Source organism: Arthrobacter sp. B0427-1-12, assembly GCF_059092905.1.
In genome coordinates this window covers 18507-40887 of sequence record NZ_JBNHIC010000021.1, presented here as the reverse complement: position 1 = coordinate 40887, position 22381 = coordinate 18507, and the positions used below count along the sequence as shown (strand labels likewise).

At 69.2% G+C, this 22381-nt stretch carries 23 protein-coding genes; 8 read left to right on the top strand and 15 right to left on the bottom strand.

The annotated features are described in order from the left end of the window. The first annotated feature begins 84 nt into the window (after positions 1-84). Complete coding sequence (locus AC5RWU_RS13625) at positions 85-591, top strand: hypothetical protein (RefSeq protein ID WP_494031295.1); 507 nt, start codon at positions 85-87, stop codon at positions 589-591. Between the two features lie 96 nt (positions 592-687). Beyond that, positions 688-2028, top strand: coding sequence for a glycosyltransferase family 9 protein (locus AC5RWU_RS13620; protein ID WP_494031296.1), 1341 nt, complete (start codon positions 688-690; stop codon positions 2026-2028). Here AC5RWU_RS13620 and AC5RWU_RS13615 read toward each other — a convergent pair. Genes AC5RWU_RS13615 through AC5RWU_RS13585 form a run of 7 tightly spaced genes read right to left on the bottom strand, consistent with a single transcriptional unit; the run spans position 1994 to position 8960 of the window. Continuing rightward, positions 1994-2734, bottom strand: a complete 741-nt coding sequence (locus tag AC5RWU_RS13615) for an SDR family oxidoreductase (RefSeq protein ID WP_494031297.1) — start codon at positions 2732-2734, stop codon at positions 1994-1996. The two genes, AC5RWU_RS13620 and AC5RWU_RS13615, sit on opposite strands and share 35 nt — an antisense overlap. 42 nt (positions 2735-2776) lie before the next feature. After that, entirely contained in the window at positions 2777-4144 is a 1368-nt protein-coding gene (locus AC5RWU_RS13610) for a PfkB family carbohydrate kinase (RefSeq protein WP_494031298.1), read from the bottom strand. Next, complete coding sequence (locus tag AC5RWU_RS13605; protein ID WP_494031299.1) at positions 4141-4851, bottom strand: D-sedoheptulose-7-phosphate isomerase; 711 nt, start codon at positions 4849-4851, stop codon at positions 4141-4143. The genes AC5RWU_RS13610 and AC5RWU_RS13605 overlap by 4 nt, the downstream gene beginning before the upstream one ends. Next, positions 4848-6194 carry a glycosyltransferase gene (locus AC5RWU_RS13600; protein ID WP_494031300.1) on the bottom strand — a complete coding sequence of 449 codons (1347 nt, stop codon included), beginning with the start codon at positions 6192-6194 and terminating at the stop codon, positions 4848-4850. Before AC5RWU_RS13600 ends, AC5RWU_RS13605 begins: the two co-directional genes overlap by 4 nt. Continuing rightward, positions 6191-7222, bottom strand: coding sequence for a glycosyltransferase (locus tag AC5RWU_RS13595; protein ID WP_494031301.1), 1032 nt, complete (start codon positions 7220-7222; stop codon positions 6191-6193). The genes AC5RWU_RS13600 and AC5RWU_RS13595 overlap by 4 nt, the downstream gene beginning before the upstream one ends. Then, complete coding sequence (locus tag AC5RWU_RS13590) at positions 7219-8361, bottom strand: glycosyltransferase family 9 protein (protein WP_494031302.1); 1143 nt, start codon at positions 8359-8361, stop codon at positions 7219-7221. Before AC5RWU_RS13590 ends, AC5RWU_RS13595 begins: the two co-directional genes overlap by 4 nt. Then, the gene (locus AC5RWU_RS13585) at positions 8358-8960 is read right to left on the bottom strand and encodes a D-glycero-alpha-D-manno-heptose-1,7-bisphosphate 7-phosphatase (protein ID WP_494031303.1); all 603 of its coding nucleotides are present in this window, start codon (positions 8958-8960) and stop codon (positions 8358-8360) included. The genes AC5RWU_RS13590 and AC5RWU_RS13585 overlap by 4 nt, the downstream gene beginning before the upstream one ends. Positions 8961-9123: 163 nt before the next feature. Here AC5RWU_RS13585 and AC5RWU_RS13580 point away from each other — a divergent pair, with 163 nt between their 5' ends. Continuing rightward, positions 9124-10107, top strand: coding sequence for a glycosyltransferase family 9 protein (locus AC5RWU_RS13580; protein WP_494031304.1), 984 nt, complete (start codon positions 9124-9126; stop codon positions 10105-10107). 26 nt (positions 10108-10133) lie between these two features. On the opposite strand, the gene AC5RWU_RS13575 is transcribed toward AC5RWU_RS13580, so the two are convergent. Together AC5RWU_RS13575 and AC5RWU_RS13570 are read right to left on the bottom strand one after the other, a co-directional pair. Continuing rightward, entirely contained in the window at positions 10134-10880 is a 747-nt protein-coding gene (locus tag AC5RWU_RS13575; protein WP_494031305.1) for a sigma-70 family RNA polymerase sigma factor, read from the bottom strand. Between the two features lie 132 nt (positions 10881-11012). Next, entirely contained in the window at positions 11013-11561 is a 549-nt protein-coding gene (locus tag AC5RWU_RS13570; protein WP_494031306.1) for a CGNR zinc finger domain-containing protein, read from the bottom strand. 123 nt (positions 11562-11684) lie between these two features. Between AC5RWU_RS13570 and AC5RWU_RS13565 the strand changes: the two genes are divergently transcribed. Next, positions 11685-12647 (top strand): EamA family transporter, encoded by a 963-nt coding sequence (locus AC5RWU_RS13565; RefSeq protein ID WP_494031307.1) that lies wholly within the window; start codon positions 11685-11687, stop codon positions 12645-12647. Positions 12648-12670: 23 nt separating this feature from the next. On the opposite strand, the gene AC5RWU_RS13560 is transcribed toward AC5RWU_RS13565, so the two are convergent. The 4 genes from AC5RWU_RS13560 to AC5RWU_RS13545 form a co-directional block, all read right to left on the bottom strand. Next, entirely contained in the window at positions 12671-14986 is a 2316-nt protein-coding gene (locus tag AC5RWU_RS13560) for a heavy metal translocating P-type ATPase (protein WP_494031308.1), read from the bottom strand. Between the two features lie 26 nt (positions 14987-15012). Beyond that, positions 15013-15240, bottom strand: a complete 228-nt coding sequence (locus tag AC5RWU_RS13555) for a heavy-metal-associated domain-containing protein (protein ID WP_494031309.1) — start codon at positions 15238-15240, stop codon at positions 15013-15015. Between the two features lie 25 nt (positions 15241-15265). Then, a complete protein-coding gene (locus AC5RWU_RS13550; RefSeq protein WP_494031310.1) occupies positions 15266-15589 on the bottom strand; it encodes a metal-sensitive transcriptional regulator in 324 nt (107 codons plus the stop codon). 117 nt (positions 15590-15706) lie between these two features. Continuing rightward, positions 15707-16357 carry an arsenate-mycothiol transferase ArsC gene (locus AC5RWU_RS13545; protein ID WP_494031311.1) on the bottom strand — a complete coding sequence of 217 codons (651 nt, stop codon included), beginning with the start codon at positions 16355-16357 and terminating at the stop codon, positions 15707-15709. 262 nt (positions 16358-16619) lie between these two features. Here AC5RWU_RS13545 and AC5RWU_RS13540 point away from each other — a divergent pair, with 262 nt between their 5' ends. The 4 genes from AC5RWU_RS13540 (at position 16620) to pstB (ending at position 20413) form a co-directional block, all read left to right on the top strand. Continuing rightward, positions 16620-17573 carry a PstS family phosphate ABC transporter substrate-binding protein gene (locus tag AC5RWU_RS13540; RefSeq protein ID WP_494031312.1) on the top strand — a complete coding sequence of 318 codons (954 nt, stop codon included), beginning with the start codon at positions 16620-16622 and terminating at the stop codon, positions 17571-17573. A gap of 19 nt (positions 17574-17592) precedes the next feature. Continuing rightward, positions 17593-18546, top strand: coding sequence for a phosphate ABC transporter permease subunit PstC (pstC, locus tag AC5RWU_RS13535; protein ID WP_494031333.1), 954 nt, complete (start codon positions 17593-17595; stop codon positions 18544-18546). 10 nt (positions 18547-18556) lie between these two features. Beyond that, positions 18557-19462: a phosphate ABC transporter permease PstA gene (pstA, locus tag AC5RWU_RS13530; protein WP_494031313.1), complete on the top strand. Its 906-nt coding sequence runs from the start codon at positions 18557-18559 to the stop codon at positions 19460-19462. A 177-nt stretch (positions 19463-19639) separates the two neighbouring features. Then, positions 19640-20413 carry a phosphate ABC transporter ATP-binding protein PstB gene (pstB, locus tag AC5RWU_RS13525; protein ID WP_494031334.1) on the top strand — a complete coding sequence of 258 codons (774 nt, stop codon included), beginning with the start codon at positions 19640-19642 and terminating at the stop codon, positions 20411-20413. Positions 20414-20434: 21 nt separating this feature from the next. Here pstB and trxB read toward each other — a convergent pair whose 3' ends face one another. Beyond that, positions 20435-21412 carry a thioredoxin-disulfide reductase gene (trxB, locus tag AC5RWU_RS13520; RefSeq protein WP_494031314.1) on the bottom strand — a complete coding sequence of 326 codons (978 nt, stop codon included), beginning with the start codon at positions 21410-21412 and terminating at the stop codon, positions 20435-20437. A gap of 86 nt (positions 21413-21498) precedes the next feature. Beyond that, a complete protein-coding gene (locus AC5RWU_RS13515) occupies positions 21499-22320 on the bottom strand; it encodes a GDSL-type esterase/lipase family protein (protein ID WP_494031315.1) in 822 nt (273 codons plus the stop codon). Between the last annotated feature and the right edge of the window lie 61 nt (positions 22321-22381).

Sequence of the window (22381 nt, the reverse complement as noted above, 5' to 3'; positions counted from 1 at the left end):
CTGGTTAATTGTTGCAGCTGCCAAGTCCACCCCGGCTGGCTAGACTTTGTGGATCAGCGATCCCACCCAGTGCCAGGGGGAACCGTGGACAAGGCCAAGAGGATACCTGCTGCCGCCGCGGTGATTGCTGCGCTTGGCCTCGCCGCCGGAATGACCGGCTGCGAACAGACCCCGCCCGGCTCCACCTCGGTCCAACCGCAGCCGGAACGGCCGGCGGAAGCAGCCGCTCCGGCGGAAACGCCCGGGTCCACGGCCACCGCGGCGGACCGTTGCCTGCCGGTCGACCTGCGCATGCTCGAAGCGATCGCCCAAGGCGCACACGACTACGAAGTCACACCGATCCGGGGCGCAGCCGTCAAGTCTGCGGACTACGAGAACCTCTACCTGATCGTCATGCAGTTCACTCCAGATGACAGCGAACCGGAAACCGGCATCTGGGCCTCGGAAAGTCTCGAACCCGGACAGGCACAGATCATCGCCGTCAACGGCTTTGCCCGGGAATACACGGTATGGCCGTTCGGTGCGGATACCTCCCTGCAGGTCACCCAGGACGATGACGGCGCCCAGGAAGCGGCGGCGCGCCTGGATTGACCGCAGGGGTGCCTGAACAGACCTCCGCAGGTGACCTCCGCGCCGGATGGTTCTATGGTGAGAGGCGCAGCTAGTGCCAGTGGAAGGAGGACCGCCGTGAGCCACGAACATCGACGCGACGGGCACCGCCACTTTGGGATCGGCCGCCACATCAGCCACTACGCCGGACAGGATGCCGGCGCCAGCCATGAAGCCGCCGGGCACGGCGCCGACAGTCCTGCCGAAGAGTATCCTGCCGTGGCGGTGGCCGGCTACGGCATGCGCGACGGTGAGGCCCATGCGCCCGTCCCGCACGGCCTGAAGCCGCAGGGCGCCGGTCCGGTCGCGGAGCCGTTCGACGGCGTCGAACGCATCGCGGTGCTGCGCGGCGGCGGGCTGGGCGACCTGCTGTTCGCGATGCCGGCCATCGAGGCCCTGGCCGCGGCCTACCCGCAGGCGGAAATCACCCTGCTGGGGACGCCGCTGCATGCGGAACTGCTGCGCGGTCGCCCCGGACCGGTATCCCGGGTGGAGGTGCTGCCGGTTGCGGAGGGGGTCCGCCCGCCGCGCCGGGGCCAAACCGAGGACCCTGACGCAACGGGCCGGTTCCTGGACCGCATGAGCAAGCAGGGCTTCGATCTTGCGCTGCAGCTGCACGGCGGCGGACGCTTCTCCAACCCGTTCCTGCGGCGGCTGGGCGCGCGCCACATGGTGGGAATGCAGACGCCCGACGCCGAGCCGCTGGAACGGAACCTGCCCTACACCTACTACCAGCATGAGGTGCTGCGCGCCTTGGAGGTCGCGGGGCTGGCCGGAGCGGTGCCGGTCACGCTGGAGCCCCGGCTGGAGCCGACGCCGGGCGAGCTCGCCGCGGCCGCGGGCCTGGTCGACGACGGGTGCGCCGGCCTGCTGACGCTGCATCCCGGGGCGACGGACCCGCGCCGGCGCTGGCCGCCGTCGCACTTTGCGAAGGTGGCGGCGCTCGCGGCCGCCGATGGCTGCCAGGTGCTGGTGGTGGGGGACGACGGCGACCGGCCGGCTGCCGTGGAGATCGTCCGGCTGGCGCGGCAACAGGGAGGCGACGGCGGCGGTTCCATCCGCTCGCTGGCGGGCCGGCTTGAGCTGGGCGAGCTGGCCGGACTGCTGGCGCTCAGCGACGTGATGGTGGGCAACGACAGCGGCCCGCGCCACCTGGCCCAGGCGGTGGGCACTGCGACCGTGGGCGTCTACTGGATCGGCAACGTGATCAACGCGGCCCCGCTGGGCCGGGGCCGGCACCGGATCCAGATCTCCTGGCTGACGCACTGTCCGGTGTGCGGGGCGGACTGCACGCAGATCGGCTGGACGGCCGAACGCTGCCCACACGATTTCTCCTGTGTGGACAGCGTTCAGCCGGAAGCGGTCTACCGTGACGTGGCGGACCTTAAGGCCACGACGGTTCTTCCTCGGGCGCGATGACCAGTTCGCGGACCTCGCAGCCCTCCGGCTGGGACAGGGCGAAGAGGATGGCGTTGGCCACCCGGGAGGGGTCGTTGAGCTTGGAGGGGTCCTTCGGCCTGTACTGCTCCGGCCGGTCGTCGAAGAAGCGGGTCTTCATGCCGGCCGGCACCAGGGTGGTGACGCCGATCTCCCCTTCCGTTTCCTTGGCCAGCGCGCGGCTGAAGCCGACCACGGCGAACTTCGAGGCGCAGTAGGCCGTGGCTTCCGGCACCGCGCGCAGGCCCAGGGTGGAGGCCACGGTGATGACGCGGCCCTTGGATTCCTTCAGGTACGGCAGCGCGGCGCGGACCACCGATACCGTGCCGAACAGGTTCACGTTGACCACGTTTTCCCACTCGTTGGTGGGAACGTCGGCCAGCTTGCCGCAGCGGTCGGTGCCCGCCGCGGTCACGACGGCGTCCAGCCCGCCGAGCGCGTCGGCGGCCTCCTGCACGGCCTGGGCGGCGGCCGCGGTGTCGGCCAGGTCCACCTGGAAGACCTTGGTTTCCTGGTCCAGCGGGCGGATGTCGCGGTCCAGCACCACGGGGGTGCCGCCGGCGGCGTGGACGGCATTGACGACGGCGGCGCCCAGGCCGGAGCAGCCGCCGGTGACCAGGACGCGGCCCGGGTTGAAAGCGGCCGTATTGACCGTTGCCGGTTCAGTGGTTGTGGTGCGTTCAGTCATGATGATCCTTTCGGGTTCGGAACGATTCCGGGAAAACAGCGGCTAGCCGACGCGCTCGAGCGCGGCCGCCAGACTGGTCGTGGAGCGCGCAGGGTAGTAGGGGACCGTCACCGTCTGGCCGCCCCAGCCCGCCACGAGCTTCGCCTCGGGGAGCTGGCCGGCGTCGTAATCGCCGCCCTTGACCCACACATCCGGGCGGAGCTGGTCCAGCGCAGCCTCCGGGGTGTCCTCCCCGAAGACCAGCACCGCATCAACGCACTTCAGGGCGCGCAGCAGCTCGGCGCGGTCCTCCTGCCGGATGATGGGCCGCGAACTGCCCTTGAGCCGGCGGACTGAGTCGTCCGAATTCAGCAGCACGATCAGGCAGTCGCCCAGCCGGCGCGCGGCCTCCAGTGTCCGGGTGTGGCCGGCGTGCAGCAGATCGAAGCAGCCGCCGGTGGCCACCACGGTGCCGCCCTTGGCGCGGGTCTGGGCGGCCAGCCGCTGTGCGTCCACGGCGCCGCTGTGCAGTTCCACCAGGGCGGCTCCGCCGTCCATCGCGGCGACACCGCCGGCGGCGAGGAAGGCGGCGGCATCGGCCACGGCCCGGGAGACGGCGTCGGGCAGGGCCGCGCCGTCCAGCAGCTGGACCGCCAGGGTGGCGGCGAAGCGGTCGCCGGCGCCGCAGGGATCGGCGACCGAGACCGGGGGAGCGGGGAGGACCTGCGGCAGGCCGTCCGGGGTTTCCAGCAGCAGCGCGCCGCCGGCGCCCAGGGTGACGACGGCGGCCCGGCAGTCCCAGCGTGCCAGCAGTCCGGCCGCGGCCGCCGTTGCGGCGGCGGGCGTGCCGGCACCGTCGGCCAGGTCCGCGGCGCGCAGCGCCTCGTCCAGGTTCGGCGTCACTACCGTGCCCGGCAGCGGGTCGCTGCCGGCCGGGTGCGGATCCCAGACCACCGGGATCCGGCCGATCCGCCGCTGCAGCGCCTCGCGCAGCCGCGGGTCCGCGGTCAGCCTGCGGCCGTAGTCCGAGACCAGGATGGCGTCCGCGGCTTCGACGGCGGCGAGCATCTCCGCCGTGGCCTCTGGGACGGGAGCGGGGCCGCAGCCCTCGTCGAACCGGACCACCGACTGGCCGTTGGCGCGGATGCGGGTCTTGACCGGGGTCGGGGCGCCGGAGGGGCCGGCCACCACGTCGATGCCGTCCAGCGCCTCGCGCAGCTGGGCGGACGCGCCGTCGTCGGACAGCACAGTGACCAGGCGGATGTCCCGCCCTTCGCGGGCCAGCATGCGGGCCACCAGCCCGGCACCGCCGGCACGGCGGCGGACGCCGTCGACGTCGACCACCGGGACCGGAGCCTCCGGGGAGAGCCGGCGGGAACCGCCGGTCAGGTCCGCGTCCAGCAGCACGTCTCCGACAATCACCAGGCTCATGGAAACTCCTTCAGGTTGGCGGGGGCAGTCTTGGCGGGGGCGCCGTTAGCCCCGGCAGCGCGGGCGGAACCGTTGGTTCCGGCGGCGCCGGCAACGCCGGAGGAGCGGCGGGCCACCTCGGCGTCGAAGGCGCGGCAGAGGGCATGCAGCCCGATCAGGTGCGCCTCCTGCACGTTCGCCGAGGGCGCGTCAATCGCCACGAAATCGTCGGAGGCGAACGCCAGCGGATTCGGTGCCGGGCCCGTCAGTGCCCAGGTGGTCGCGCCTGCGCTCCTGGCCGCCGCGGCGGCGTTGAGCAGGTTGGGGCTGCTGCCGCTGGTGGACATCAGCACCAGCACGTCCCCGGGCCGGGCATGGCCCTCGACCTGGCGGGCAAACAGGTGCTCGAAGCCGTAGTCGTTGCCAATGGCGGTCACCGCTGAGGTGTCCGCGTGCAGGGCGATCGCGGAGAAGGCGCGGCGCTCGCCGTCGAACCTGCCGACCAGCTCGGCGGTGAGGTGCTGCGCCTCCGCCGCGGAACCGCCGTTGCCGGCGGCGAGCAGGCGCTGCCCGTTGAGCAGCCGCTGCGCCAGCTCGGTACCCCAGTGCGCGAGCTGCCGCGCCTGGCACTGCAGCGACGCGACGGCGGGAGCCAGATTGGCCAGGTGGTCCAGGACGGGGTCAAGGCCGGCGTTGAGTCGGGTGTTGCTTCCGGGGGCCAGGGTCACTGTGCCGCACCCCCGACCTGCTCCAGACTGGCGGCATTCCTGGCCGCCCGCGCACCGGAGGCCCCGGCCAGGGCCAGGCGGTAGGCCTTTTCCGTGTCCGCGGCGATGCGGTCCCAGGAGTAGCGCTCGTTGACCCGCCGCAGTCCGGCGGCACCCAGCCGCGCGGCCAGCTGCGGCTCCTGCAGCAATTTGGCCAGGGCCGCCGCCAGGGCATCCGGGTCCCGCGGCGGGACGTGAAGGCCGGTGACGCCGTCGACCACGGTGTCGATCAGTCCGCCGACCGCGGAGGCGACCACGGGGGCCGCACAGGCCATGGCTTCCAGCGGAACGATGCCGAAGGGCTCGTACCACGGCGTGCAGACCACCGCGTCGGCGCTGCGCAGCACCTCAGGCATGCGGTCCCGCGGCACCCGGCCGCGGAAGACCACCTGGTCCGCTACACCCAGCCGCGCGGCCAGCTGCTGCAGGCGCTGCGCCTCCGGATCCGCGCTCAGCCCGGCGGCATCCGCGCCGCCGCCGATGATCAGCAGTTCGACGTCGTCGACCCCCTGGGTGCGCAGCCTCGCCAGCGCCTCGATCACCAGGTCCACGCCCTTGCGCGGCACCAGCCGGCCTACGCTGACGATCCGGTGCTTGCGGCCGCGCTGCTCCACGGTCCCCTCCGCCCCGAACAGCGCCAGGTCCACGCCGCAGGGGGCAATGGAGACATTGTCCGTGTCCACCCCCATGGCCTTGAGCTCGAAGACCTCGTCCGAGCAGGTGGCGATGATCCGGTCCACGCTCCGGCCGACCCACGGTTCCAGCCAGGCGCGCTCGGCCGGGCTGGTGTCCTGGGCCCCCTGGTTCCGGCGCTTGACGGTGCCGAGGGCGTGGAAGGTCTGCACGACGGGAACCGGGGACGCGTCCGGGCTTCCGGTTCCGGTGCTCCGGGTTCCGCCGCTGCGGCGAGACTTGGCACCCGAGAGCCGTCCGCCGCGGGGGCGGCGGGCTGCCTCCAGCGCCGCGATGCCGGACATCCAGAAATGCCCGTGCACCACATCCGGCGGCGCGGCACCCCAGTCCCGGGCGATGCCGTCCGCCAGGGCCTCCATGTAGGGCAGCATCTCGTCCTTGGGCACATGCGCCGCCGGACCGGCGTCGACATGCACCACCTCGACGCCGGGCTGCACGTGCACCCGGGCCGGCAGTTCGGGGTCGTCGCGCCGGGTATAGACGGTCACGCGATGGCCGCGGCGGGCCAGCGCCGTCGACAGCGCCGCCACGTGCACATTCTGACCGCCGGCATCCACGCCGCCCAGCGCGGCCAGGGGGCTGGCATGTTCAGAAACCATCGATATTTTCATTTCGGATTCCCTTCCCTGGCGAATACGGCATCCCGGGCGGCCGACGCTGCGCCGGGCCGCCGCTTCGGCAGAACCTGGTCCCCCAAAACTTCATCCCACGCGTCAAGGAACGCGCCGAGGCCGTACCGTTCCAGCGCCACCTGGCGAGCCACCTTCCCGTGCGCCCGCGCTTCCTCCGGGTCAGCCAGCAGCGCGGCGGCGGCGCGCTGCAGCTGCCCGACGTCGGTGGAAACGGCCCCGGCCTCCGGCGGCACAGCGCGGAGCGCCTCCGTGGTGGCCAGTACGACGGCGGGCATACCCAGGTGCATCGCCTCCAGCAGGGACAGGCCCAGGGAAGTCCAGCGCAGCGGGTGCAGGTAGACACGGCAGCCGGCCAGCCGCTCGTGCAGCCGGGCGGTGGGCAGGTCACCGTGGACGGTCAGCCGTTCCGGGCCCAGTCCGACGGCGGCAGCCAGGTCCGCGGTGCCCATCCCGAACACCTCCAGCGGCCCGGCCTCGGCGAAGCGCGGCAGCAGGTCCGTGCCCGTCACCCGCCAGCGGCGCACCGGCTCGTTCACCACGACGCCCAGGCTGGCCCGCTCCCCGGTGTACAGGTGGCCGGGGTCCACGATGCCATGCTCAATCACAGTGGTCCGCGCGCCGGAGCAGTCCCAGAACAGCTCGTTGAAATGCGTCACGTGGACCACCGGGATCTCCGTCTGCCCCGCCATCGGATGCAGCGACTGCGGCACGTCCCCCTTGGGTGTGTTGTGCTCCAGGAAGACTGCCGGCAGGTCCCGGCCCGGACGGCGTCCGGTCAGGCGCTCGCATTCGGCCAGTTCCTCCGGCCGCTGCAGCACCACAGCGTCGATCTCCATTCCGGCAAGGTCTTCCGGAGCGATCTCCCTGGCGGATTCGGGCCAGTTCCGGCCGCCGCGGCCCAGCCCCCACGGCCCGCCCTCCGGCGTGGCGGGGAGCAGGTACTCGTGCCGGCCGCGGACAAAGGCGTCCGTCCAGCCGCCGTGCACATGCCACAACAGGATCCTCATCGTTGTCTTACACCTCCGGTCCGTGGTTCTGGGAAGCCGCCGCGGTGCCGGATCGCCCGGCGCGTCGTCAGGGTCTGCACCCCTGAGGCCAGGCGCCGCACCGCCTGCAGCACGTCGTCCGGCGTGACCGAGGTCAGGCAGGGGTGGCCCGGCACCGGGCATTCGCGGGCGCGGGTGTTCCGGCAGGCCGCATTCTGGTCGCCGAGCAGTTCCACCGGCACGCCGTACGGCGCCCAGCGGATGGCTGGTACCACGGGGGAGAAGAGGCTCACCACGGGAGTGCCGACGGCCGCCGCCAGATGCGCCGGGCCGGTGTTGCCGCAGACGACGACGGACGCCTTGCCCAGAACGCCGGCCAGCGTCCGCAGGTCTGTCTTCCCGCCCAGGTCCGTTCCGGCGGTACCCGCGACGGCGGCGGTCAGCTCCGTTTCGCCCGGGCCGCCGGTGACCAGCACGCGGTAGCCCTCCGCGGCCAGCAGTTCGACCGCGGCGGCATGGTGCTCCGCCGGCCACGTGCGGGCCGGGACAGCGGCGCCCGGATGCACCGCGACGAACGGTTCCTCGCCGACCAGCTCCGAAACGTCCGGAATGCCGCTCACCTGCAGGCCGCCGTCGTCATCCTCGGGGAGCCCGAAGCCGGCGGCCGCCGCGATCTGCAGCGCGCGCTCCGCCTCCGGCTGGTCCTCGGGGAAGTCCTCGCCGGGCTTGAGCCGCACATCCAGCAGTGAGCCGGCGAAGTCCACCGAGGCACCGGTGATCCGGGGGACCCCGGCCAGCCGCAGCAGCATCGCCAGCGGCAGCGGGGACTGGTGGAAGGAGGTGAGGATGACGGCCTCGTCCACATTCGCGGTGCCCAGGAAGGCCAGCAGCGGGGCCAGGTGCTCCGTGGTGACCGGCGGCGCCGGGTCGACGATCCACGGGCAGGCCCAGGAGTAGACGTGCGAGACGCCGGGGAGCAGCTCGGCTGCGGCCTTGCCCTGGGGCCCGCACAGCATCAGGACTTCGGTTTCTTCCGTTCCGGCGCCCTTCCCGGGGCCTGTTTCTGTGCCGCCGCCACGGGAGATGGCCCGCACGGCCGGGCCCGCGAGCAGCACGTCACCGGCGCTGTCTAGGCGGGCCACCAGCACGCGGCGGGTCACGAGGACTCTCCCATGGCGGCGGGGTACGGAAGATTGGACTCGGTCTGTTCGCCCTGTTCGCCCGCCAGGCCGCCGAACAGCAGGTTGACGGCGGCATTCAGGTCGGGCGCCACGAGGGCTGCAGCCTCCACCTCGGCGGGGAGGGTGACCGGCGTCGGAATCAGCACGCCGCGCGCACCGGCCGCGGCGGCGGCGGCCATATCGGCGCCGATGTCCCCGATGAACGCGGTCTCGGCGGGCGCGACGCCTAGCTCCGCGCAGGCGTCCACGATCATGCCGGGTTCCGGCTTGCGGCAGGTGCAGCCGTCGTCGGGCCCGTGCGGGCAAATGCGCCAGACATCGAACGGGCCCAGCAGCTCCGCCACCCGGGCGTTGACCGCGTCCACCTCCGGGCGGCTCAGCAGGCCGCGGGCGATCCCCGATTGGTTGGTGATCACGCCGGTGCGGATGCCGGCCGCGCGCAGGGCGGCGAGCACGCCGGCGGCGCCCGGCATGGGCTGAACCTTGGCCGGGTCCCCGTTGTAGGGCACGTCCCGCACCAGGGTGCCGTCCCGGTCGAACAGGACGGCCTTCGGTGGAGTGGAAAGCATGCTTGCCATGTCGGATCAATGCCCCGCCCGGCGCCGGCCTAAACAAAACCGCAACAAATGCCTGGGAAATCTTCCGTGATTTCCGCCGTAGCCCGGCCGGGCGTGGGACGATTTGTCCTTATCGGACCTGCCGCAACCGGCATGCACCTTGGCAGAGCAACAGGAGGAGCCCATGGACAGATTCGATCCGGCCGCCGTCCGGCCCGAACAGCCGGAAATGCTCGTCCTGCGCGCCCTGAAGCTGGGCGACCTGCTGGTCGCGGTGCCGGCGCTGCGCGCTTTGCGCCGGGCCTACCCGGAACACCGGATGATCCTGGCTATGCCGGCCTGGCTGGAGCCGCTGGCGGAGCTGATAGGCGGCATCGACACGCTGCTGGATTTCTCCGGGCTCGACGGCGCGCTGCCGCTGGAACCGGGACGGGTGGCTGTTGCCGTCAACCTGCACGGCAACGGCGCGCAGAGCCGGGCCCTGCTGGACTCACTGGAGCCGCGCCAGCTGATCCGCCATCGCCGGCCGGGGGAGGACAGCGCCGGTGCGTGGAACGGGCGCCCGCGGCCGGAGTGGGTGGACCTCATGCATGAGCGCGAGCGCTGGACCCGGCTGCTGCAGGAGCACGGCATTCCCGCCGATCCCCTGGATCTCCGCCTGAGGATCCCCTCCGTGCCGAGCGTGGTGCCCGGCTGCGCCGTCGTCCACGTCGGCGCGGCCTTCGGAAGCCGCCAGTGGCCCATCGGGCGGTTCGCGGCGGTGGCGCGGAAGCTCGCGGCCCACAGTATTCCGGTCATTTTCACCGGCAGCGCGGCCGAACGTCCGCGGGCGCTCGAGACGGCGCGGGAGGCGGGACTGCCCGCCAGTTCCGTGGTGGCAGGTGAGCTCGCGCTGGATGCGTTCGCGGCCGCCGTCGCACAGGCCGCGGTGGTGGTTTCGGCGGATACCGGTGCCGCGCACCTGGCCTCTGCCTATGGGACGCCGTCGGTGGTGCTGTTCGGACCGGCATCGGTGGAGCAGTGGGGGCCGCCGGAGGGGCCGCATATCGTGCTGACGGATGCCCGCCGGCGGCGGGGCGACGTGTTCGCAGACACTCCGGACCCGGCCCTGCTGGCCGTCTCCGCCGCCGATGTCCTGGCCGCCGTCCGGCAGCTGGGCGTGCTGTAACGCCGCTACCCCACGCGTGTCAGCGGTCAGCCGCCGAGCTTGCCGCGGAGGCGCTGCAGCAGCCGGTTGAGCATGCGGGAGACCTGCATCTGGGTCATCGCGGTTTCCTCGCCGATTTTCTGCTGGGACTGCTCGCGGAAGAAGCGGAGGTAGAGGACACGCTTTTCGACGTCGGTCAGGTCCCGCAGCGCGGAGGCGAGGGTCAGCAGCTCCTCGAGGCGCTCCAGGTTCCCGTCCGCTGAGCCGAGCATTTCGGTGATGGGCCGGCCTTCGGAGTCCGCGGCCGGAGTATCGAGCGATTCGGGGTAGGCCTTGCGCTGGGCATCGAGTGCCTCCTGGACCTCAGCTGTGTCCATATTCATGGCCGTGGCTATCTCTCCTGCGGAAGGGTCGCGGCCCAGGGACTGGGCGAGTTCGGCGCGGGTGGCCCAGACCTGTGGCCGAAGGGTGTGGACGCTGCGTGGGGCACGCATCATCCCCGCGTGGTCCCTCAGGTAGCGCTTGACCTCGCCGGTCACGGTTGGCACCGCATAGGCCGGGAACGGGTTGCCGGTGTGCGGGTCGAAGCGGCGCACGGCCTTGACCAGCCCCAGATAGGCGACCTGCCGGATGTCCGCCGGGTCCTGACCGGGTGCGGAGTACCTCCGGGCGATGGACTCAGCGATGTTCAGGTGGGCCAGAACGAGTTCATCGTGCGTAGCCTGGCGGGGCGCTCCGGTGTTGGGGAGCGTCTGGCTTAACAACTGCATATTCGAAGAGCGTGAGTCTGGCATGCGGGCCACCAATTCTGGGTCGGAGGCAAAGGCCGTTTACTGGACCGGTTCTCTCAGAGAAGCAGAAGAAGTAAGTATGCGCAATATTTTAGTAAGCAGGCGAAGTGTTTCCCGATGCCCAGGAGAGCGGCGTCAGCCTGCCGCGGCCCGGCGGCGCTGCCGGTAGGCCTTCACGTGCTCACGGTTGCCGCAGTTGCCCGTGTCACAGTAGAGCTTGGAGCGGTTCCGGGACAGGTCGAGCAGGACGGCGCTGCAGTCCGGCGCGGCGCAGAGCCGGAGGCGGTCCAGTTCCCGGGAGCGGATGACGTCGGTCAGCGCCATGGCGGCCTCGACCGCCAGGCGGCTTTCCAGCGGAGCCTGAGGGGTGGTCGCGTGGATATGCCAGTCCCAGTGGTCGTGCTTGACCAGCTGGGGCAGGGCGCGGGAGTTGCGCAGGATGCTGTTGACCATCCGCACTGCCTCCTCTTCGGATGCGGTCCAGATGGTGCGCAGCTGCGACCGCAGGTGCCGAACCGCCCGCAGTTCGCCCATGGTGTGCGTCCGCGAGCCGGTGAAACCGTGGACGTTGAGGAACTCATCCAGGTCTGCCAAGGTACTGAGCCGGTCCACTTCTGCTTCCGCCGTGTTGATCAGCGCCGCCACCGTTTGAAGCGCTACCTTGGCGTCATTGGCAAAATCCATGTTGACTCCTGTCAGAACCCGAGACTATGGTCACTACCATATCCGTGTTTTGATCCTGACAAAACCTGAGTTGGGGTTTCATCCTGCCGCTTGGCGGTGCCCGTGCACGAATGGAAGATCACCATGAGCAGTTCCCGCTTTGCCGCCGCCGGCCTTGGCCTGGCCCTGGCCTCCGCGGCGACCTTCGGCGTCTCGGGTCCCTTCGCGAAGTCGCTCTTCGAGGCCGGCTGGTCGTCGGGAGCGGCGCTGGCGGTCCGGGTGGGCGGTGCCGCCGTCGTTCTTTTGATCCCCGTCCTGGTGACACTGCGAGGACGCTGGCACCTGCTCAAGCGCTCCGGCGGCATCGTGACGGTCTACGGGCTCATTGCCATTGCGCTCTGCCAGTTCGCCTACTTCAACGCCGTCCAGCGGATGGACGTCGGGGTGGCCCTGCTGCTGGAATACCTGGCGCCGGTCCTGATTGTCGGCTGGCTGTGGCTGCGCAGCCGGAGGGCGCCGCGGATCCTGACCGGCGCCGGCGCCGTGCTGGCCGTTGCGGGGCTGCTGCTGGTCCTTGACCTGTCCGGGTCCGCCCGGCTGGATCCAGTGGGGGTGCTCTGGGGCCTCACCGCCGCGGTCTGCCTGGCCGTCTATTTTGTGCTCTCTGCCCGCGTGGACGCGAACCTGCCGCCGATCGTGATGACGGGCGGCGGGATGATCATCGGAGCGGCGGTCATCCTGGTGCTGGGCCTCGCCGGGGTCCTGCCGTTCCGGTTCACCGGCACGGACGTGGTCCTGGCGGGCTGGGAGACCAGCTGGCTGGTGCCGGCCCTGGGCCTGGTGCTGGTTTCCACCGTCGCGGCGTACTTCACCGGAATCCTGGCGGCGCAGAAGCTCGGTTCCAAGTTGGCCTCCTTCGTAGCCCTGACCGAGGTCATGTTTGCCGTGCTGGCCTCGTGGCTGATGCTGGGCGAGCTGTCGGGAACCGTGCAGCTGCTCGGCGGGGCGCTGATCGTAGCCGGGGTGGTGCTGGTCCGGCTGGACGAGCTGCGCGCCACCGCCCCGGCCGAACTGGACGTGCCCAACTCCGTGGAACCCGTGCCCTAGCCCGGCCCCACCCGGCGGAGGGGTCAGCGGGCGAAGGCCCGCAGGCGCAGGGAGTTGGCGACCACCAGCACCGAGCTGAACGCCATCGCCGCCCCGGCGATCATCGGATTCAGCAGGCCGAACGCGGCGATCGGGATGCCGATGACGTTGTAGAAGAAGGCCCAGAACAGGTTGGTCTTGATGGTGCCCAGGGTCCGGCGCGAGAGCTCGATCGCCTGCGCCACCTGCCGCAGGTCGTTGCCCATCACGGTCAGGTCCGCGGCCTCGATCGCCACATCCGTGCCGCTGCCCATGGCGATCCCCAGATCCGCCTGCGCCAGCGCCGCGGCATCATTGACGCCGTCGCCCGCCATCGCCACGGTCGCCCCGGATTCCTGCAGCTGCCGCACCGCGGCCACTTTATCCGCCGGCAGCACCTGGGCCCTGACATCCGCCGCGGGGATGCCGACGGCGACAGCCACCTGGGCGGCGACAGCCGCATTGTCCCCGGTCAGCAGGATGGGCCGCAGGCCCAGCTCCCGGAAGCGGGTGATTGCCGCCGCCGAGCCGTCCTTGACGGTGTCCCGGAGGCTGATGATGCCCGCGGGCTCGCCGTCCACGGCAACCCAGACGGCGGTGGTTCCCGCCTCCTGCTCCGCGCGGTGGAGGGCCTCATGCGCATCGCTGATAACGACGTCGTTCTCCCGCAGCCAGGCGGCCTGGCCCGCCACCACGGTGGTGGCAGCTGCGGTGCGGATCCGCCCGCCGGCCGGCGCGGCTACCTGGACCACCTCGCCGCGCACGCCGCCGCCGGCGGAGCTGAGGAAGGCGGTCACGGACGGAACTCGGCCGTGCTCCTTCGCCGCGCGGGTTATGGCGTGGGCAATGGGATGTTCGCTGCCGGCTTCCACTGCGCCGGCCAGCAGCAGGACCTCCGCCTCGCTCCGGCCATTGAGCGGGGTGATGTCGCTGACCGCCAAGTGCCCGGTGGTGACGGTGCCGGTCTTGTCCAGCACGATTGTGTCCACCGTGCGGGTGTCCTCCAGCACCTGCGGGCCCTTGATCAGGATCCCCAGCTGGGCGCCGCGCCCGGTACCGGTGAGCAGGGCGGTGGGAGTCGCCAGGCCCAGCGCGCAGGGGCAGGCAATGACGAGTACGGTCACGGCTGCCGTGAAGGCGGCCTGCAGGTTTCCGGCCAGGAGCATCCAGAGCGCGAACGCCACGACGGCGATCGCGAGCACCACCGGGACGAAGACCGCGCTGATCCGGTCCGCCAGGCGGGCGATCGGCGCCTTGCCGCTCTGGGCCTGGCTGACCAGCCGGCCCATCTGCGCCAGTGTGGTTTCGCTGCCCACGCGGGTGGCCCGGACCACCAGCCGGCCGCTGGTGTTGATCGTCGCGCCGGTGACCGTGTCATCCGGGCCGACGTCCACCGGCAGCGATTCACCGGTGATCAGGGAGGTGTCGATGGCGCTCTGCCCCTCCACCACGTAGCCGTCGGTGGCGATTTTCTCGCCGGGCCGGACCACGAATTCGTCCCCGGCCACCAGCTGGTCGATCGGGACCTTGACCTCGTGCCGGGCGCCGTCCGGCCCGGTCCGCAGGACCGAGGCCTCCTTGGCGCCCAGGCTCAGCAGCGCCTTGAGCGCATCGCCGGCCCGCTGCTTGGCATTGGCCTCCAAGAAGCGGCCCAGCAGCAGGAAAGTGGTGACGACGGCGGCGACCTCGAAATAGAGGGACTCGCTGCCCATGCCCATGCCGACGTGCTCGGTCAGCCGGGGGTCGGCGAACAGCTGCCAGGCGGAGAACAGGAAGGCGGCGGTGACGCCGATGGACACCAGGGTGTCCATCGTGGAGGCCAGGTGCCGGGCATTGACGGCGGCGGCGCGGTGGAACGGCCAGGCGGCCCAGGTCACCACGGGCAGGCTCAAGGCGAAGGCCCACCAGCCCCAGTGCGGGAACTGCAGCCCCGGGATCATCGAGATGGCGAAGACGGGGACCGTCAGGATGACGGCGGTAATCAGCCGCGGGCGCAGCTGCGCAGCGGTGCCGCCGTGCGCCATGTGATCGTGCTCTTCTCCAGCCGGGTGCCCGCCGGGCGAGGCATCCGCACCTGGGTAACTGCCGCCGTCGTGCTTCAGGGAGGCCTGGTAGCCGGTGGCGTTCACGATGTCGATGAGCTCCTGGTCGGTGACGCCCTCCGGCACGGTGACCCGCGCGGATTCCAGCGGCAGGTTAACGGTGGCTTCGACGCCGTCGAGCTTGCCGAGCTTGCGCTCCACCCGCGTTACGCAGGAGGCACAGGTCATGCCCTGGATCTCCAGTTCGACAATCCGGGTGTTGGGGGCGGGGGTGGTCATGCTGCTCCTTCCGGGGGCCTCGGTGCCTAGGCGTCGTTGGCGACGACGAGGTAGCCGGCTTCGGCGACGGCCTCGCCGATCTGCGCCGGATCGAGCTTCACGTCCGAGGTGATGGTGGCGGTGGAAATGCCGCCCTTGTTCAGGTCCACCTCGATGTCCTGGACGCCGTCGAGGGCCTCAAGCTCCTCGGTGACGGCGGCGACGCAGTGGCCGCAGGTCATGCCGGAAATGCTGACGGTGGTCGTGGTGCTCATGATGTTCTCCTTGGGATGGGGTTGGCTAGCGCAGCAGGCGAGCGATCGCGTCCGACGCTTCCTTGACTTTGGCCTGGCCGGCCTCCTCCGATTCGGCCGCGGCGCCGACGACGCAGTGCCCGATGTGCTCCTCGAGCAGTCCGATGCTGACGGCGTGGAGGGCCTTATTGACGGCGGAGACCTGGGTCAGGATGTCGATGCAGTACTTGTCCTCCTCGACCATCCGGGCGATGCCGCGCACCTGCCCTTCGATCCGCTTCAGGCGCCGCAGGTAGGCGTCCTTGTCCGCGGTATAGCCGTAGTGGTCGTGGTCTGGATCCATGGCATCCCCTTTCGGTGTCGACGCCATGAATCTATACCCGGTGGGGGTATCTGTCAAGTACCCCCAGGGGGTATGTGCGAAGGGGGCCCATAACCCAGTGGCCCCGGCGGTTGCCGGGGCCACTGAAGGTCTCGTCGCAGGGGTTCAGCGCTCCTTGGTGACCTCCTCCAGGAGGGGGCGGATGCATCCTTCGAGGGTTCGCAGCGCGGTCCGGGCATTATCCATGCCGTCCTGCGTGGGGTCAGGGACCACCCACTCGTTCACGTTCTTTCCCGTCAGCAGCGGCAGGTCGCGGGGCACACCGAAGGTAATAACGACGTCGGCCGCCCTGAGGACGTCATCGGTCAGCGGTTTGGGGTACTTGTGGGACGCGTCGATGCCCGCTTCGCGGAGGACCTCCACCACCTGCGGGTTCACCGCACCGGCGGGGGCCAGGCCGACCGAGCGGGCGCGGACCCTGCCGTCGGCGATATGGTCCAGCAGCGCGGCCGCGAGCTGGGACCTGCCGTCGTTGGCGGAGTCCAGGAACAGCACCACGGGCAGGTGCCCCGTTCCGGAGGCGCGCGTCTTGGCCAGGGATTCCAGCCGGCCCAGCGCGTAATGCCGGGTGGTGGTGTTCAGGTGGGCGTGGACCTTGGATGTACGCGCCAGCGAGGTGTAGGACTCGAATACGATCCGCTCGATGGTCTCTTCGGAGAAGACGCCGGAGAACTTCTCCTGGAGCTCTTCGACGATGCGTTGCAGGACGCGGTTGTCGCTGTTGAGTCCAAGGTGCGGGTCGTCGGGTGCGGACATTTGGGCCTCCTGGCGTGTGCGGTCGTGTGCGGCCGGAAGGGCGGGCCGCGACACCCTGCGGCGTCGTACTACAACTATCCGTCGAAAAGCCAAGCCGCAACATTGCACGACATTCCGGCCCGCAGGGGTGACACGCATTCTTTATGGAATCGTTACCGGAAACCCGCACCTGATCGCTGACGGGTACGCGTTGTTCACCTGAAATTCACCTAAACGTACTCTCATTGAAGAGGAGTGCTTTCCCGGCGAAGGGAGCCCGGCGATGCAAGACCCATCATCTGTTCGTGCCGGACCGGCTGTCCTGGCCGTGGCTGGGCTGATTCTGGTGGCCTGCGGGGGCCAGCCTGAAGGCGAGGCCAGCGGTGTCAGCGGCTCAGTTACCGCAGACGGTTCCTCGACAGTCGCTCCGCTGACCGAAGCGGCCGCCGACCTTTTCCGTGACGTCAGCCCCGCGGTGAATGTCACGGTCGCTACCTCCGGCACCGGTGGAGGATTCCAGAAGTTCTGTGCCGGCGAGACGGATATTTCCGATGCGTCGCGTCCCATCCAGGACGGGGAAATCGCGCAATGCGCGGCGAACGGCGTTGAATACACCGAGATCATCATGGCCAATGACGGCCTGTCCGTCGTGGTGAACCCGGAGAATGACTGGGCGCAGTGCCTGACTGTCGAACAGCTCAATACCATCTGGGGGCCAGAAGCGGAGGGCCGGGTTTCCAATTGGAACCACGTTGATCCCGCTTTCCCGGACGAGCCGCTGATGCTCTACGGTGCCGGCACGGATTCGGGAACCTTCGACTATTTCACCGAGGCCATCAACGGCGCAGAAGGCGCCATCCGGACGGACTACAGCCCGTCCGAGGATGACAATGTGACCATCCAGGGCGTCCAGGGGTCGAGGGGAGCCATGGGTTTCTTCGGTCTGTCCTACGCCGAGGAAAACCCGGAGGCAGTTCGAATCGTTGAAGTGGACGGCGGCGGTGGTTGTGTGGCTCCGTCGGCGGAAACCGTGCAGAACGGCAGCTACCAGCCGCTGGGACGCCCGCTGTTCATCTATGTGTCCAATGCGTCCTATGCCGAAAAGCCGCAGGTCAAGGAATTCGTGGATTTCTATGTTGAGAACGAAGCCGAGATCGCGGATGCGGCCCTGTTCATTGGTCTCACCGCGGAACAGAAGGCCACAGCCCAGGACTCCCTGGCATCCGTTTCGCAGTAGCTGCAGGACCTGACCGGTGATGACGAACCTGCGCGAACTCGGCAGCCGGGTGACCTTGCGGGACCGGCCGGCTTCGCCGATTTTTGCCGGCAGGCCCCGGTATGGCGAAAGGGCAATCCGCGTTGGCCTGGCCGTGGCCGCCGGAATCACGGTGGCGACGACCCTGGGCATCCTCGTGGCGCTGTTGATCCCAGCGCTCGGTTTCTTCGCGGATGTGCCGCTCACGGAATTCCTCTTCGGTGACCGGTGGACTCCACGGTTCGCGGATGCGTCCTATGGAGTCCTCCCGCTGATCACCGCCACAGCATGGACCACGGGCATAGCGCTGCTGATCGCAGTCCCCCTCGGACTGGGGGCCGCTTTCCTGCTGTCCGAATACGCCAAACCGCAGGTCCGGAGGGTTCTGAAGCCGGTACTCGAAATCCTTGCCGGCGTTCCGACGGTTGTGTACGGATTGTTCGGGCTGACCTTCATCCAGTCCACGATCCTGCGCGAATGGCTGGGGCTGGAAACCGGTGCCTTCAGCGTGCTCGCCGCCGGCATCGTCATGGGCATCATGATCGTTCCCACGGTCGCCTCGATTTCGGAGGATGCCATGTCCGCCGTCCCGCAGGCGCTCCGCCAGGGCTCGGCCGCCCTCGGTGCCAACCGGATGCAGACCAGCATCCGTGTTGTCTTTCCCGCAGCGCTCTCCGGAATTGTGGCGGCCGTCATTCTTGGCGTGTCGCGGGCCGTTGGCGAAACGATGATCGTGGCCATGGTTGCCGGCAGTCAGGCACGAATGGTGGGCGGCGCGTTGGAAGAAGGCCAGACCATGACCGGCTTCATCGCTAATGCGGCCTTGGGGGACTCCCGGGTGGGGTCGCTGGAATACGACACCTTGTTTGCAGTGGGCTTGCTGTTGTTCGTGATTACGTTGCTGATCAACTTCATCAGCATCACCCTGGTCCGCAGATTCAGGGAGACCTACTGAGATGCGTCCCATGCTGCATGCCGTTACGGATCCGGTGAAGCCGCTGGGCTACCGGAAGAAGAAGCTGAGCGGCGAAAAGGGGCCGCGGGCGTTGGTGTTCCTGGTGCTCATCTGGGCGGCCCTGGCTGTTTCCTTCGTCTTCCTGCTGACGCTGATCGTCAGCATCATTGTCGAAGGCTGGGACATGATGACGCCCGGGCTGCTGACGCAGTATCCCTCGTCATCTCCCGAACGCGCGGGGGCGCGCCCGGCGATCCTCGGATCCATCTGGGTCGTCGCCACCACCGCCGTCATGACCATTCCGCTGGGCGTGGCCGCCGCCGTCCACATGGAGGAATTTGCGGACCGGAACAACAGGTTTAACAGGCTTGTCGAACTCAATGTTCAGAACCTGGCTGCCGTACCGTCAATCATCTACGGTCTGCTGGCGCTGGCCTTCCTTTCGATGCTCGGCGTCGAGAATAAGAACATCGTGATCGGCGGTGCCCTGGCGCTGAGCCTGCTGATTATGCCGGTCGTTGTCATTTCGACCCGTGAGGCCATCCGTTCGGTGCCGGTGGAGATCCGCGAAGGATCGATGGCGCTGGGGGCCAGCAAATGGCAGACGGTCTGGCGCCAGGTGCTGCCGGCATCAGTACCCGGCATCGCTACCGGTTCCATTCTGGCGCTGTCACGGGCGCTCGGCGAGGCGGCCCCACTGCTGGTGCTGGGCGCGCTGGTCTTCGTGTCCTTCGACCCCAATGGCCTGCTCAGCGGATTCACGACGCTTCCCATCCAGATCTTCAATTGGTCCAGCCGGCCGCAGGAGGAGTTCCACCAGCTGGCCGCGGCCACGAGCATTGTCCTGCTGGTGCTCCTAGTCCTGATGAACGCGCTGGCCATCTATATCCGCAATCACTTCCAGAAACGGTGGTAGATCGACGTGGCAGACGACAGCATGGGCAGGACCCGAACCGAAGAAACCCGCGTGGACCCGGAGGACCCGCCGGTTGTAGAGCGGGTCCGGTCCACAACCGGGCCCCGGGACGTGGTGCCGGTCCACCTCTACCAGGGCAGGCCGGCCGAGGCCGTTTCCGGCCAGGTCAAGAGCGCCATCATTACCTGCCGAGACGTGAACGTTTACTACGGTTCCTTCCGTGCAGTCAGGGACGTCAATCTGGATTTCGGCCTGCATGAGATCACCGCCTTGATCGGCCCATCGGGGTGCGGAAAATCCACCCTGATCCGCTCGCTGAACCGGATGAACGACCTGGTTGAAGGCGCCCGGGTGGAAGGCACAGTGGCCTTCCGTGGCGTGGACATGTACGCCAAGGAAGTCGACGCCATCGAGGTGCGGCGCCGCATCGGCATGGTTTTCCAGAAACCCAACCCGTTCCCCAAGTCCGTCTACGACAACATCGCTTATGGGCCCAGGGTCACCGGCATGAAGGTGGGCAGCATGGATGACCTCGTGGAGGAGGCGCTGACGCGGGCTGCGCTCTGGGATGAGGTCAAGGACAAGCTCAAGCAGTCCGCTTTGGGTCTCTCCGGCGGCCAGCAGCAGCGGCTCTGCATCGCCCGCACCATTGCCGTGAAGCCGGACGTGATCCTCATGGATGAGCCGTGTTCGGCGCTGGATCCGATTGCTACGACCCGCATCGAGGACCTCATGCACGAACTGCGCAGGGAGTTCACCATCGTCATCGTTACCCACAACATGCAGCAGGCCGCGCGCGTGGCGGACCGCACGGCATTCTTCACCGCACTGGCCGCCGAAGGCACCGGGGACCGCACCGGCATTCTCGTGGAATTCGGCGGGACCCGGCAGATCTTCGAAGCGCCGCGCGATCAGCGGACCGAGGACTACGTTTCCGGACGGTTCGGCTGAACCCCCAACCGGCGGTGCGTATCAGGCGTGGGTGGGTTCCTCGACGACGGCGGTGGCGATGCTGTCCGCGTCGGCCAGCGCGGCGAGGTAGCGCTCGGCATCCAGCGCGGCGGCGCAGCCGGTGCCGGCTGCGGTGATGGCCTGGCGGTAGCGGTGGTCCACGGCGTCGCCGCAGGCGAAGACGCCGCGGGCGCTGGTCACCGTGGTGGGCGCATCGACCCTGATGTAGCCCTCGCTGTCCAGGTCGACCTGGCCCACCAGCAGTTCGGTCCGCGGCACGTGCCCGATCGCCACGAAGATGCCCGTGGCGTCCAGCTGCCGGACGGCGCCGGTGACGGTGTCCGTCAGCGTCACGCCGGAGACCTTGCCGTCGCCGTGGATGGCCGTGACGGCGCTGTTCCATTCAAAGCGGATCTTCTCATTGTCGCGGGCCCGCTGGGCCATGATCCGGGAGGCCCGCAGCGCGTCCCGGCGCACGATGACGGTCACCGTCCTGCCGAACCGGGTCAGAAAGAGCGCCTCCTCCATGGCCGAGTCGCCGCCGCCGACGACGATGATGTCCTGCTCGCGGAAGAAGAACCCGTCGCAGGTGGCGCACCAGGACAGGCCGTGGCCGCTGAACTGCTTCTCCTCCGGCAGGCCCAGTTCCTTGTAGGCGGAGCCGGTGGCCAGGATGACCGCCGGCGCCTCGTACGTCCTGCCGGCTCCGGTGACCACCTGCTTGAGGTGGCCCTTCAGGTCCACGGCGGTGGCGTCGTCGTACTCGATGACCGCCCCGAACCGTTCGGCCTGCCGCTGCAGGTTCTCCATCAGCTCCGGGCCCTGGATGCCGTCGGGGAAGCCGGGGAAGTTCTCCACCTCGGTGGTGTTCATCAGGGCGCCTCCCGCGGTGACCGAGCCGGCCAGCACCAGCGGTGCCAGGCCCGCGCGGGCGGCGTAGACGGCGGCGGTGTAGCCGGCGGGACCGGAACCGATGATGATCAGACTATGGGTACTCATGTCAGGATCCTAGGTTGTTGACGGCATTAGGGCGAGTGCGGAACGTGGATCAGGCCTGCCTCCGCAGCAGGTGGTGCTGGTGATCCCTATGGATGAGGCTGGGAACGGTGCTGCCGGAATTCGTTCCAGGTCAGCTCTGCCAGGGCGGCCTGGCCGCCGGGGCCTGGATGGAAGTAGTCCATGGTGCTGATCTGGCTGGCGGGGAACCGGTAGCGGTAAACGGTGCCTCCGTCCCACCGGCAGTTCCGGTACTTCCCGCAGGTTTCGGCCAGGATTCGGTTGAAAGCGATTTGGCGGGAAATGACTTCCTGACGTTGGGCCTCAGTGTTTGCTGCAGAGAGCATGGACTGGCAGATCCGGCCGGCTGACCAGGCCCGTGCAGCCTCGGGGTTTGTGTGGAGGACGGACCATAGCCGGTGGAGGTCGGGAATGCTGGCGACGAAGATGCGGGCCCCTGGCAGTCCTTGATGCAGTGCGTCCAGGGCCGCGTTGATCTGCTCGGCGAAGTCGGCGGTGGAAGTCATCGTTGACGCTGAGGGGGTGCACAGGTCGTTGGCTCCGATAAGGATGGTGACGTAGTCCGCCTTTTGGGCTATGGCTTTGGACGCCTGCGCGGGAAGATCAGCTGCCTTGGCGCCGCTGACGGAATTATTGTGATTGTTGTTGCCGCTCCCAGGGTGCAGGACCGCCAGCCGCTCATAGTGGCTCCGGACGCCGTCGAACCCGTCGTCCCCGGTGGACCAGGACTTCGCCGGATGGTTTCCAGGTTCACAGCAACTGTTTGTGGCCTGGGTGATCGAGTCCCCGAGGCCTGCAACGGTGTACGGTCCGTAGACGCCGGAGCCTGGAACGCCCAGCAGCGGGAACAACACCAGCGCAACCATCAGGAAACGGGCCGCGTGACGCACAAGACCTCCTCGGGACGCCGGCCTTGCTGCCTCCACTGAAGCCCCGGGCGGCGGCAGCGCT

Bases quoted from the DNA above. Each gene is read 5' to 3' on its own strand.
- AC5RWU_RS13615 (WP_494031297.1), bottom strand. From the start codon at position 2,734: ATGACTGAACGCACCACAACCACTGAACCGGCAACGGTCAATACGGCC.
- AC5RWU_RS13610 (WP_494031298.1), bottom strand. From the start codon at position 4,144: ATGAGCCTGGTGATTGTCGGAGACGTGCTGCTGGACGCGGACCTGACC.
- AC5RWU_RS13600 (WP_494031300.1), bottom strand. From the start codon at position 6,194: ATGAAAATATCGATGGTTTCTGAACATGCCAGCCCCCTGGCCGCGCTG.
- AC5RWU_RS13595 (WP_494031301.1), bottom strand. From the start codon at position 7,222: ATGAGGATCCTGTTGTGGCATGTGCACGGCGGCTGGACGGACGCCTTT.
- AC5RWU_RS13585 (WP_494031303.1), bottom strand. From the start codon at position 8,960: ATGGCAAGCATGCTTTCCACTCCACCGAAGGCCGTCCTGTTCGACCGG.
- AC5RWU_RS13580 (WP_494031304.1), top strand. From the start codon at position 9,124: ATGGACAGATTCGATCCGGCCGCCGTCCGGCCCGAACAGCCGGAAATG.
- AC5RWU_RS13575 (WP_494031305.1), bottom strand. From the start codon at position 10,880: ATGCCAGACTCACGCTCTTCGAATATGCAGTTGTTAAGCCAGACGCTC.
- AC5RWU_RS13570 (WP_494031306.1), bottom strand. From the start codon at position 11,561: ATGGATTTTGCCAATGACGCCAAGGTAGCGCTTCAAACGGTGGCGGCG.
- AC5RWU_RS13565 (WP_494031307.1), top strand. From the start codon at position 11,685: ATGAGCAGTTCCCGCTTTGCCGCCGCCGGCCTTGGCCTGGCCCTGGCC.
- AC5RWU_RS13560 (WP_494031308.1), bottom strand. From the start codon at position 14,986: ATGACCACCCCCGCCCCCAACACCCGGATTGTCGAACTGGAGATCCAG.
- AC5RWU_RS13555 (WP_494031309.1), bottom strand. From the start codon at position 15,240: ATGAGCACCACGACCACCGTCAGCATTTCCGGCATGACCTGCGGCCAC.
- AC5RWU_RS13550 (WP_494031310.1), bottom strand. From the start codon at position 15,589: ATGGCGTCGACACCGAAAGGGGATGCCATGGATCCAGACCACGACCAC.
- AC5RWU_RS13545 (WP_494031311.1), bottom strand. From the start codon at position 16,357: ATGTCCGCACCCGACGACCCGCACCTTGGACTCAACAGCGACAACCGC.
- AC5RWU_RS13540 (WP_494031312.1), top strand. From the start codon at position 16,620: ATGCAAGACCCATCATCTGTTCGTGCCGGACCGGCTGTCCTGGCCGTG.
- pstC (WP_494031333.1), top strand. From the start codon at position 17,593: ATGACGAACCTGCGCGAACTCGGCAGCCGGGTGACCTTGCGGGACCGG.
- pstA (WP_494031313.1), top strand. From the start codon at position 18,557: ATGCTGCATGCCGTTACGGATCCGGTGAAGCCGCTGGGCTACCGGAAG.
- trxB (WP_494031314.1), bottom strand. From the start codon at position 21,412: ATGAGTACCCATAGTCTGATCATCATCGGTTCCGGTCCCGCCGGCTAC.